The sequence below is a fragment of the Acinetobacter sp. A3 genome (assembly GCF_012371415.1).
Lineage (GTDB): Bacteria > Pseudomonadota > Gammaproteobacteria > Pseudomonadales > Moraxellaceae > Acinetobacter.
In genome coordinates, this window is the sequence record NZ_JAAZQW010000014.1 from 49,477 (window position 1) to 60,633 (window position 11,157).

Sequence of the window (11,157 nt, forward strand, 5' to 3'; positions counted from 1 at the left end):
AGCTGTTCAGGGAGAGAGGTGGTAGTTCAGTTGGTGGTTTTTGTATTGTGATCTACAGGGTTGTTTTGTACTATCGATTAAACTCATTCTATTTATTCATTTATGTCAGAGACCCAACTAAGCCTTAGTGAATACCTTGCCAGTGTGCAGGAAGTCGTTCAGCTCACTTTCAGTGAAGCAGTGTGGGTTAAAGCTGAGATTCGTAATTTAAGTATTAAAGGTGGTCATTACTATCTTGAATTGGCTGAGAAAGATGAAGAAACCCATAAGGTGATTGCTAGCTGTAAAGGCACCATTTGGAAATTCACGGCACAAAAGATTGTTTTAAAGTTCGAACGAGAAAGTGGTATTGAGCTGGCTAAAGATCTAAATGTTCTGATTAAGGTTAAAGCGAGATTTGATCCTCAGTACGGTTTTTCTATTAATGTCGAAGACATTGATTCCAGTTTTACTTTAGGTGATATTGCCAAACGCTATCAGCAAATCATTCAGCGACTGACTCAAGAAGGTTTACTCACTAATAATAAACAGCTGCCAACACCTTTTGATGTTCAAAATGTTTTGGTCATCGCACCAGAAAACGCAGCAGGTTTGGGTGATTTTAGAAAAGATGCTGATGCCTTGGAACAAACTGGTGTCTGTTATTTTGTTTATCATGCAGCGACTTTTCAGGGCAATACGGCGCCGATTAGCATCATACAAGCATTGAGTACTGCATTAAAACAATGGGCTGCCGACTATTCAATTGCTCCAGATTTGATTGTGATTATACGTGGTGGGGGAGCAGTGAATGATTTGGCCTACCTGAATGACTATGATCTAGCGGCACTGCTATGTAAAAGAACTGTGCCAATTTGGGTGGGTATTGGTCATGAAAAAGACCGTACCATTTTGGATGAAATCGCTCACCGATCTTTTGATACGCCAAGTAAGGTGATTGCAGGAATCCGCAACCTGATTGTGGAACGAGTCAATGAAGCTAGTACGGCTTTACAAACGATTAAACTGTTATCACAGCATCAATTGACCGCTTATCAGAGTCAGAATGATCAGTGTCTTAAAACCATCAAAACCATGGCACAAAACCAAATCAATGAGGCTCAACGTAGTGTTGATCACCTAAAAAGTGACACCCAATATCTTGCACAACTGCAAATTAAACAGGCTTCGCAGCGTACAGAATCACTGATACGAGAAACCCTGCTACAGAATCCACGAAATGTCATGGCTAAAGGCTATGCCATTATTCGTAGCCGAGGGAAAGCGATCCGTTCAATTCAAAAGATAATTGACCCGCAACTTCAGATTGAACTACAAGATGGCATCATTCATGCCACCGTGACAGAGGTAATAGCACATGAATAATGAAGAATTAAGTTTTAAGCAAGGTTATGAGATTCTGAAAAAAAATGCAGAAAAACTCGAATCACAGGAAGAACCAGATATTGATAATCTAATGGCAATTGTTGAAGAATCAATGAGTGCCTATAAAGCTTGCAAGTCTCGTATTGATGCTGTTCAACAGGCATTGAATGATACTTTTAAAGAGTAAATGGATATATGTAGCAGGGGGCTTAAATATTTTTAAGCCTCAAAATCAAATTTACGATGTTCAGTGTTTGAATGCATGGTGCGCAAGTTGATCATAAATTTGAAGCCACTTTTGAATACTGTAATTTTTTCAATCTTTGTGTAATAAGGCTAGTTTAAGTAGGAAAGCCGAGTATAAGTTGGCGTGTCGACTTGTTGAAAGTTGAGATTGAAATACCTAGAGAGCAAAAAGTTTGTTAAAAATTATTTGATAGAGCGACGTTTTGTGACGTTTTGAGCTTTTATGCTTATTGAAAATTTAAAAATATCTTTTAAATTTAAACCATATTTTCCAAAAGTTCGAAAATTATCAGTATCATAGATTAAACTTAAAGTACCATATTTAGCAATGCAGTCCAACATAAGCAAATGAGTCGACTATTATCTTAGCCATCCCAAGAGAATTTATGTGCGTTTGTTTAGGTGATTTTCTGACATGTTAAGTGATCGATAGTTTTCGGATTTATAGAGTTAAGTTATTTAGGGGATCAGAGATGTTGGCTTTTGCTGAGTTTCTACAAAATTATTTTATTATTCCAGTATTAATGCTTTTTTTTGTCTCGTGGATTGGATTTAGATTCTTCACAAAGTATATCCAACCTGCAAAAAAATTAAATAATAAACTGTTGCAGATAATTGAGGCATTAAAAGGTGCTAAAAAAGGAGGGGGCTTAAATAAAAATACCTTAGACTCTGAGTTTGAGCATGATACTCCTCTACAACATGCTTGGTTAAATTATAAGAACTCTTTTCATGATGTTTATGAAATAGTAGATGGCGAAGATTTATTGGTATCTTCTCGAGCTACAGCTTCTAGTGATGTTTTCTTTTCTCAAACAGTTATTGTTGATACCCCTTTAAAAGTTGAATTTTATAAGCACTTACCAGGAATTATCACAGGTGTTGGTATCATCGCCACATTTGCTGGTCTTTTATTTGGTTTGTTAGCATTTGACCCAGCAGGTGATCCAGCAAAAGTTCAAGATAGTTTGGGGCTGTTATTGGCTGGTGTGAGTGAAGCATTTATGGCTTCAGGTTTAGCGATTGCAACAGCGATGATTATTACTTGGAGAGAAAAATCTTGGTTAAGAAAGTGTTATGAAAGTCTTGAAACTTTAACCACTGAAATAGATCAAATTTTTGAAACCGATGCTACTGGTGAAGAATATCTAGCTAAGCTCTTAAGGTCTTCAGAAGCAAATGAAACAAATGCACGTCAGTTAAAAGATAGCCTTGTGAATGACTTAAAGGCAATGATGACTAATTTGGTAGAAGAGAACAAGAAGAATCAAATAGCATTTGCTGCACAATTAAGTGAAAGTTATACAAAATCAAGCCAAGATATGGCGACACAAATTGGGCAATCTATTACCGATACCTTACAAGCTCCGTTAGATAAAATTGCGGCGAGTGTTCAGCAAGTTAGTGGTGATCAAGGCTCTGCAGTGCAAGAGCTTATAACCGATGTACTGACCGCATTTATGAGTAAATTAGAGTCAACATTTGGCAGTCAAATGACAGGTATGAGTGAGATGATGACTCAGTCTGTGTCTGCAATGAGAGAAATGCAACTTGGGTTTTCTCAATTGTTGACAGAAATGAAGACGAACAGTGAAGCTTCGACCAAAACTTTAGAAACTCAGATGTCGAAAATGATCGAGGAAATTCAAGAAAAACAAAACCTAATGTCTGACCAGATGAACTCAATGGTTGAGTACTTATCTCAGAGTACTGTAAAAATTGGAGAACAGGGTCAACAGGCTATTGAACAGTTAAACGGTAAAGTATCTGAGTTGATGATGGGACTTGGTAGTACTATGTCTGAATTAATGTCAGATGTTGCTAAGCAACGCATGGAACAAGATCGTATTGCTATAGAAAATCAACAAAAACTTCATGAACAATCGTCTATTTTGATTGATAACCTTGGTGCAGAGATTAAAGATCTTATTGCTCATAGTCAGGATGCTGTCCAAGCATATAAAGAAAATATTCAAAAAATTGTTCAAGTAACGACAGAAAGTATTACTGGTATGAACAATGGTGCTGAAAAAATACGTTTAGCCTCAGACAAGTTTAATACAGCTGGTGAATCATTAATTACTGTGACTGATAAAACCTCACGTTTAATTGGGGAGGTTAGTACAACTTCTACACATTTAACTACTGCGAGCAGTAACTTAATTACTTTATTAAGTGATTATAAAAACTCACAAGAAAGTGTTAAGCAGGCGATCACTACCTTAGATGACTTAATTAAAAAAGCTAAATCTGAGGCAGGTATGAGTACAGAAATGCTTAAAGATATGAATCAGATGACTGTTGCACTTAACCAAGTTAAGAAAGAAATGCAGGATTATCTTGAACAGGTCAGTGATGTATTAGTGAAAAGCTTTGAAAGTTTTGGTGCCTCTGTTGAAACAAGCTTAAATCATTCATTGGGTGCTTTTGATAATACATTAGATCAAGCTGTAAAACGTCTTGCTACTGGGGTAGATGGCCTAAGCGTGTTTGTTGAAGATCTGGAAGATCTTGTACATAAAAAGAAAAATTAATTTTGGAGTGCATGATTAATGTTGGGTAATAGGTACTCTAAAAAACCAAGTTTGAAAGATGAGGGTGAAAAGCCCTTCTGGATATCTTTTGCAGATTTAATGACAGCACTTATGACTTTGTTTCTAGTCGTGATGGCTGTTTCATTGATGGTGGTGACTAAAAAAATCAATGAAGCAACGCAAGCAGAGAAAGAAAGAAGTTCAGAGATTTTGGATATATGTACTAGCATCCAAAATGATGCAGCTTTAAAAAACAAGATTATTACAGTCGATTGCAAAGATAATCGTATTCACTTTGGTGAGGCAGGTCGCTTTGGTCATAATGACTATAGGTTGAATGCTGCAGGGGTGGAAGCATTGAATAACCTAGTGCCAATTGTGTTGGATGCTGCAAATAGTGAAAACGGAAAAAAATGGTTTAAGCAAATTGTTATCGAGGGTTTCACAGATACGGATGGTTCTTATCTCTATAACTTAAATTTAAGCTTACGTCGTTCTGAATGGGTGATGTGCAGTTTACTTGATCCAAAATTTAGTCAGGGGCTAAGCTTGACTGACACACAAAAGAATCAGGTTAAGCAATTGTTCTTAGCTGGAGGAGTTTCTTTTAACTCAGCGAAAGATAGCAAAGAAGCTTCACGTCGTGTTGAACTTCGCATGCAGTTCTATGGATTAAAAGAAAAAGACAATGCCGACCCTCAACCACATTTTGTGTCAGCACCAATCGAAACGTGTCAATTAGCAAGGTGATACCATGACCATTGTTGATCTAAAACAGCGTTTGCAAGAGAAAATAAGTCAGATTTCTGAACCAAATCTGATACATAATAAATTTGTTAGACCTCAGCGTTTAATGAAAACACTTACTGTTATAGAAAAAAAATTTGATGATTCTGAAAATACTCAGCCATTGGATGAAAAAATATTTAAAACCATTAATCGTTTGAAAAAAAATGGATTTGGGGATTTGACCAGAAGAGATTTAAAAAATTTAGCTTGGGCTTTAGGCAAAAAACTACCCAGTGAAAATGAAAAAATGTTATTTACCCAGTTGGGAAAAGAAATAATAAATTATTTTTCAAAAGCTAATTTTGATTTGTTGCGTTTGGTTTATTTTCCATTACTTTACACATACTTTTCTTTTGAAAAAAAAGAGGTGGATAAGATTCCCTCTACATGGGTTCTATTAAGAAATATTCTTAGTCAAAATAAATCTAAGCTGTTTATGGACTTACGAAAACCAAAACCATGGATGACCACACTGGTCGATCATGCAGAGATACTATCTGATCAACCTACAAAGAAATTTGTACGTGATTTTTTACAAGATAATGATCAAAATAGAATTTCTGCAGAGTTGGAAAGTTTAAGAATATCGGCTAGTAGTTGGTTTTGGGATGATCTAATACGTTCTTCAATTAAGTCTATTAAAAATATGAAAGAAGATGAGTATTTTAAGATTATTCCAAGATTTTTGCTGTTACTTGAAAAAAATAAGTTATATACAACTGATATTTTAGTCGCACTTTTGGAGCGTTATGCTCGTACTTCTCAACGAGAAAAAGTTCATGAGGTACTTAAACATTTGGCTCTAGATCAATGGGGTAACCCTCAATATGAAGCATCATCTGGATGGGTTAATGTAAATGTTGATACTAAAAAGATGGTGATTCAGTGGTTTGTAAAAGCGGATTTAGAAGCTTTCTTTAAATTATTTAATCAGAATGCAGACATACAACGATTCAATTATTGGATGCGCTTCATAGATCAAATTACCTTCTCGCAGATATTTTTAGGTTCAAATGCATTAAATTCTAAAAGAGATGAGCATCTAAAATTTAGAAAAATGAATAGGGGGAGGATTAAAGAATTGGCGGGCTCTACAACGTCTACAAATAATGCTTTTTTATTGAAAATAGGAAATGTTTATATTGTTGATTTTTCTGAAACGGGGAATGCTTGTTATTTTTATAATCGTCTTCCTTACAAAGACTATATTGGAAAAATTGATATTAAGACTCTTAGAAATCAGGAAATCTGTATTGATCGTCAAACCAGAAATGGGAATTGGCAACCTCGATTTGATAATGCCTTAGCAAGACTCGGTATCTTTGCTAAGAGATAATTTTTTGAGTATTTGATTGATAGGTTAAGCATGAAATTAGCATTTTGGAAAAATAAAAAAGATACTGAATCTGTTAAAGAAACGAATTTGCTGGACAGAGTAATAACTTCTTTACAATATGATGAAGTTGGATTGCTCTACACTTATCAACAAAACGCTAAAAATGATGCAGACTTTTATTGGCAAAGCCTAGCGGAAGAAGATATCGCTTATCGAATTGATGAGCAGTATGTGTTGCCTTGGGAGGATTTTTTTCAACTTAAACAAGACCCTGATCATACAAATGTAATTCCTTTATTAAATATACCTCACCAATCAAAGTTGTATCCAGTTCTCCGTAGTGAGGGGGGATTAAGTGATTCTGGGTTTAAGATTATTCTTGATGGGTGGCGAGATCAAAATGGAATTAAACTTAAAGGGATAAAACGTGTAGGTGCAGTACTTGAAGTTGAAGGTGAAGAGCAATTAATAGATGAAACTACTTGGAAATTAGCAGAGAAAATAAAAGAGTTTTCTCGAGTAGCAGACAAAAATTACAAACTAAATCAGAAATATTGGGCACAAATACGAACTTTAGCTAAGCGTAGTCAAGCAAATCTTGATGATTTTTTGAAAAAAACAGTCGTACTTGCACCTGAAAAATTACAATTAAATCTGCGTAAAAATATAATTAGCACAGAGTCTGTTGTTGAAGTACAACCAGATTTTGAGGAGGCACCATTAAATTGGTTACAAGTATTCGATCAATATAATCAAGTCCAAGACCAATACAGTATTAGTTTGCCTGATGGTGGGATAGCTCATGTAGTTATTGATCCTCAAGTAAAAAATGTACTGAATGAAATAAAAAAAATGCCAAATAGGCGCGTATCAGGTGAGCGTGCACAAGCTTTCTTACATAACCCTTTTGCGCAATTAGGGGATGATGCCTCAGATGTTCTTTCTCCTGAAAGTTTTGAACAATCTAAGCAAGAAGCAGAGATTTATAGTTATAGTTTGCAGTTAGATAAACATTATAATGAATTAGGGCATTATATTTCAGCGCAACTGCATCTCAATGAAAATTCAGATCGTGATCAAAAACCGATAATATTAGAGCTCGTTAATCTTGAACAAACAAGATATTTTATAGATGCTTATGAAAGACCTTCACCAGTTTTCCTTTGGGCTGGTTATGCAATTGATAGAACAAGCTATCTAGATCATCAAATTCAAGATCTTAAAAATGACATAGCAAAAATTCAAAAATTCCAAGATGAATTGCAAGCTAAACAAGTACTAGATTTATCAAATTATAGTGAGCGTGTGATTGGTATTGGTGAGGCTCAAAAGTTAAATCCAGGATTTGTACAAAAGGATAGTGGTGAGTCAGCATGGTTACCACAGCATTTGGTGGAGCTAGGGCAGCTCTTAAAAGAGCACTCTGAAGATCAAACATTTGAATTACTTGAACAGCGTATACAATTGGCAGAACAAGATGGTAAAGCTTGTGTTGTAATACCAAACACCGATACTGAAGTTTCTATCGATGAAGCTAAGCAATTGTTAAATCAACTAAACACTTCTAATAAAAACTGTCTTGTGGATCAAGAAAAAGAGCGCGAAGAAAATCTTGAGAAAAAAAAGAAAGATACTTTGCTTATCGCCAGTAATATTGAAGAAGCAGAATTCACTAAACAAAGAACGGAACTACTAACTTTTGATAAGGTAAACTTCCAACCACCAAGATTACCTTCAAGTTTTAGAAAGCAGGAATTTAGTTTAAAGCTCCATCAAGAATTTGGTATTTCATGGTTGCAGAATCTCTACCAATATGCACCTGACAATGTGAGTGGGTGTCTTTTAGCTGATGACATGGGGTTGGGTAAAACACTGCAATTATTGTGCTTTATTGGTGAGTATTTAGAAACTGCAAAAGAAAAAAAACCAGTCTTGGTCGTCGCTCCAGTATCTTTGCTGGAAAATTGGGAGGCTGAAGCAAATCGTTTCTTTAGTGCAAAATTTGCAAAAATTCTTAGTTTGTATGGTGAAAATTTAAAAAATCGAAAAATTCCTAAACATTTGATTTCTGAACAACTTCGTGAAGGTCATGGAATTACAAATCTACTTGAGGAAGATTGGCTGGGTGAAACAGATATTGTATTGACAACTTATGAGACTATGCGTGATTTAGAGTTCTCTTTAGCACGAATTGATTGGTCAATTATGGTCTGTGACGAAGCACAAAAAATCAAAGTACCTACAGCTATGGTGACAAAAGCAGCCAAAGCTCAAAAAGCTGATTTTAAAATTGCTTGTACAGGAACCCCTGTAGAGAATTCATTGGTAGATCTTTGGTGTTTGTTTGATTTTATACAGGAAAATTTACTTGGATCGTTAAGTGAGTTTAATAAAACTTATCGTCGTCCGATTGAGCGTGGTGAAAATGCAGATAACCAATTATTAGAGCAATTGCGTGAGTTGATAAAGCCACAAGTTTTAAGACGTATGAAGAAAGAAGTAGCAGATTTACCGAATAAAAATGAAGTAAGTGATTGTAAAAATATCGGAATTTCAATGCTTCAGCGTCAATTATATTCAGATGTAATTAGTCGTTATAGAAAGTTATCTGCAGAAGGTAATCAAGGGGCAATGTTGGCATCATTACACAGCATGAGAATGATCTGTGCACATCCTTTACAAATTCGCCCAGATGCTTTGATTCCTGACTCCCCTAAGGTTGATTGGTTAATAAAAACTTTAGAAGAAATTAAAGTAAAGAATGAAAAGGTGATTATTTTTACTGAATTTAGAGATATTCAGGTTTTTCTTAAACGTATTCTTTTAGAAAGATTTGGTTTGAATGTTACTACAGTCAATGGTGACTCAAGCACTAGCAGTAAAAAAGGATTATCTCGTCAAAATCTAATTGATAAATTTCAGAATACCGCTGGCTTTAATGTCATTATTTTATCTACTGTTGCCGTGGGTTTTGGTGTAAACATACAGAAAGCTAATCATGTTATACATTACACACGAAGTTGGAATCCAGCAAAGGAAGATCAGGCAACAGATAGAGCGTATCGTATAGGACAAGATAAAGACGTATTTGTCTACTATCCTACAATTTCTGCAGGTAAGGATTTTGATACATTTGAAATAAAATTGGATCGACTTCTATCAAGTAAACGGGCTCTTGCTGATGATATGCTTCAACCAAATAGAGAATTAAATAAAGAGTTGATCGAGAGTCTTCAAGATTACTAGCCTGTTGAATATATGGTGAATTGTGCAAGGGGTATGGGTGGCTTAATGTTTTTGATTTTTACTACAAAGGAAGTTGTTTAGTTGATTTGTGAGAAAGCCATCTAGGTTAATGATTAAATAAATAATCTAAATATTAAAGCAGATTGGATAGCCAGTAATGAAAACAATAGATTACTACAATACACATGCAAGCCAATTCGCGGAATCTACTTTTAATGTGGATATGGAAATTTTGTATCAGCCATTTTTAGAGCACTTGCCAAGTACAGCAAGAATATTGGATTTAGGCTGTGGATCGGGGCGGGATAGCCTTGCTTTTAAAAAGAAAGGTTATGAGGTCGATGCGTGTGACTACTCTGAAGAACTTGTTAAAAAAGCGCATGAGTTAACTGGTATTAATGTACAACACCAGAGTTTTTATGATCTGGACGAAGATGAGCGTTATGACGGTATTTGGGCTTGTGCGTCATTGCTGCACTGTGAGCGAGATCGATTGACTGAAGTACTTCAAAAAATGCTTTGTGCGCTAAAACCAAATGGTGTGATCTACTTGTCATTCAAATATGGAGATTCTGATCGGGAGAAGGATGGTCGGGAGTTTACAGATTTGAACGAAGTCCAAGCCGAAGCCTTACTTAGACAATTTAATAATGTCACCTCGATAAAGCAGTGGATTACAGTAGATCAGCGTCCTGATCGGCAAGAGCAATGGCTCAATTTGCTTTGGAAAAAATATGTTTAGCGTGGTTCCTACAGCCCAAGAGCAACTTAAATTTCTAAAGAATATTCAGTTGATTTTGCAGTCTGGGAGCTTTAGCAGTACCTATAAATTTGCTTTGCTAATTAGCCTGAGTCGTTTGAGTATTGAAAAAGGTGAAGATGAGGGCGGTACTTTAATTCTAGAGTACACAGATATCGCTGAAAAATTTATAGAGTTATATTGGAAGCAAGCAGTACCCTATACCTTTCATGAAGATGGGCAGCTGATCCTGAATCAGAATAATGGTAAGCAGGCAGCGATTGTAAATCGAATTATTTTACTGAGACAAAGTTATTCATCACTTGGTTTATTACGTCGGGATACCTCTGTTTGGTTAAAGCTACTGAAAGAGGTGGCAAAAACAGTAAAAGAAATGCCTGTACGATATTTATAAAACATCAATGGTCAAAATTTTGAGTTTTTATATCGACTCGAATATTCAAATAAGCAATTAACCCTTTTGCCACAAGTCATGTATTGCTTGAGACAGTTTAGTGAAATTATTGAAGAGTTGTGCCAGAAGCGCTGGATTGATTTTGTCCGACTGAATAAGCAGAATCTGGTGATACTGGATGGTTTGCCTGACTTGGATGAATTCATGTTTGCCCCGAGTCGCAATCAACTGGGGCAGGTCGCGGACTTCTTAATTGATTTACAGCAATGCCAGTGTTTTTACTGTGGAAAAAGCCTAAAAAACTCAAAATATGCTGTAGATCATTTTATTCCATGGTCTCTATATCCTGCCGATACTGGACATAACTTTGTTCTGGCAGATGACAAATGTAATTCTCAGAAAAGTAATTAAGAGATGGATCCGTAAATTTGAACAACTCCTATAAGTGATATTCTGCTCCTCAAATGATGTTATAAACATCAATATA

7 protein-coding genes and 1 pseudogene are annotated in these 11,157 nt (G+C 35.6%); all 8 read left to right on the forward strand.

Features of this window, described 5'->3' with window-relative positions; all coding sequences use genetic code 11:
* Window positions 1–102 precede the first annotated feature (102 nt).
* Window positions 103–1,365 (forward strand): exodeoxyribonuclease VII large subunit, encoded by a 1,263-nt coding sequence (gene xseA / locus HHA42_RS06695; protein ID WP_168525888.1) that lies wholly within the window; start codon window positions 103–105, stop codon window positions 1,363–1,365.
* Window positions 1,358–1,552 (forward strand): exodeoxyribonuclease VII small subunit, encoded by a 195-nt coding sequence (xseB, locus tag HHA42_RS06700; RefSeq protein ID WP_168418088.1) that lies wholly within the window; start codon window positions 1,358–1,360, stop codon window positions 1,550–1,552. The genes xseA and xseB overlap by 8 nt, the downstream gene beginning before the upstream one ends.
* Before the next feature lie 532 nt (window positions 1,553–2,084).
* The gene (gene zorA / locus HHA42_RS06705) at window positions 2,085–4,145 is read left to right on the forward strand and encodes an anti-phage ZorAB system protein ZorA (protein WP_168418089.1); all 2,061 of its coding nucleotides are present in this window, start codon (window positions 2,085–2,087) and stop codon (window positions 4,143–4,145) included.
* 18 nt (window positions 4,146–4,163) lie between these two features.
* On the forward strand, window positions 4,164–4,895 hold the full coding sequence (zorB1, locus tag HHA42_RS06710; RefSeq protein WP_168525890.1) for a type I Zorya anti-phage system protein ZorB1: 732 nt from the start codon (window positions 4,164–4,166) through the stop codon (window positions 4,893–4,895).
* A 4-nt stretch (window positions 4,896–4,899) separates the two neighbouring features.
* A complete protein-coding gene (locus HHA42_RS06715; RefSeq protein WP_168525892.1) occupies window positions 4,900–6,270 on the forward strand; it encodes an EH signature domain-containing protein in 1,371 nt (456 codons plus the stop codon).
* A gap of 30 nt (window positions 6,271–6,300) precedes the next feature.
* The gene (locus HHA42_RS06720; protein ID WP_168525894.1) at window positions 6,301–9,516 is read left to right on the forward strand and encodes a DEAD/DEAH box helicase; all 3,216 of its coding nucleotides are present in this window, start codon (window positions 6,301–6,303) and stop codon (window positions 9,514–9,516) included.
* 157 nt (window positions 9,517–9,673) lie between these two features.
* Window positions 9,674–10,258 (forward strand): class I SAM-dependent methyltransferase, encoded by a 585-nt coding sequence (locus HHA42_RS06725; RefSeq protein ID WP_168418093.1) that lies wholly within the window; start codon window positions 9,674–9,676, stop codon window positions 10,256–10,258.
* A pseudogene (locus tag HHA42_RS06730) lies at window positions 10,251–11,078 on the forward strand (HNH endonuclease signature motif containing protein); the annotation flags it as partial. The gene HHA42_RS06725 and the pseudogene HHA42_RS06730, both read left to right, overlap by 8 nt.
* Window positions 11,079–11,157: the final 79 nt, after the last annotated feature.

What these genes read in the sequence shown, in the direction of transcription:
- xseA (WP_168525888.1), top strand. Translation starts at nt 103, where the DNA reads ATGTCAGAGACCCAACTAAGCCTTAGTGAATACCTTGCCAGTGTGCAG.
- xseB (WP_168418088.1), top strand. Translation starts at nt 1,358, where the DNA reads ATGAATAATGAAGAATTAAGTTTTAAGCAAGGTTATGAGATTCTGAAA.
- zorA (WP_168418089.1), top strand. Translation starts at nt 2,085, where the DNA reads ATGTTGGCTTTTGCTGAGTTTCTACAAAATTATTTTATTATTCCAGTA.
- zorB1 (WP_168525890.1), top strand. Translation starts at nt 4,164, where the DNA reads ATGTTGGGTAATAGGTACTCTAAAAAACCAAGTTTGAAAGATGAGGGT.
- HHA42_RS06715 (WP_168525892.1), top strand. Translation starts at nt 4,900, where the DNA reads ATGACCATTGTTGATCTAAAACAGCGTTTGCAAGAGAAAATAAGTCAG.
- HHA42_RS06720 (WP_168525894.1), top strand. Translation starts at nt 6,301, where the DNA reads ATGAAATTAGCATTTTGGAAAAATAAAAAAGATACTGAATCTGTTAAA.
- HHA42_RS06725 (WP_168418093.1), top strand. Translation starts at nt 9,674, where the DNA reads ATGAAAACAATAGATTACTACAATACACATGCAAGCCAATTCGCGGAA.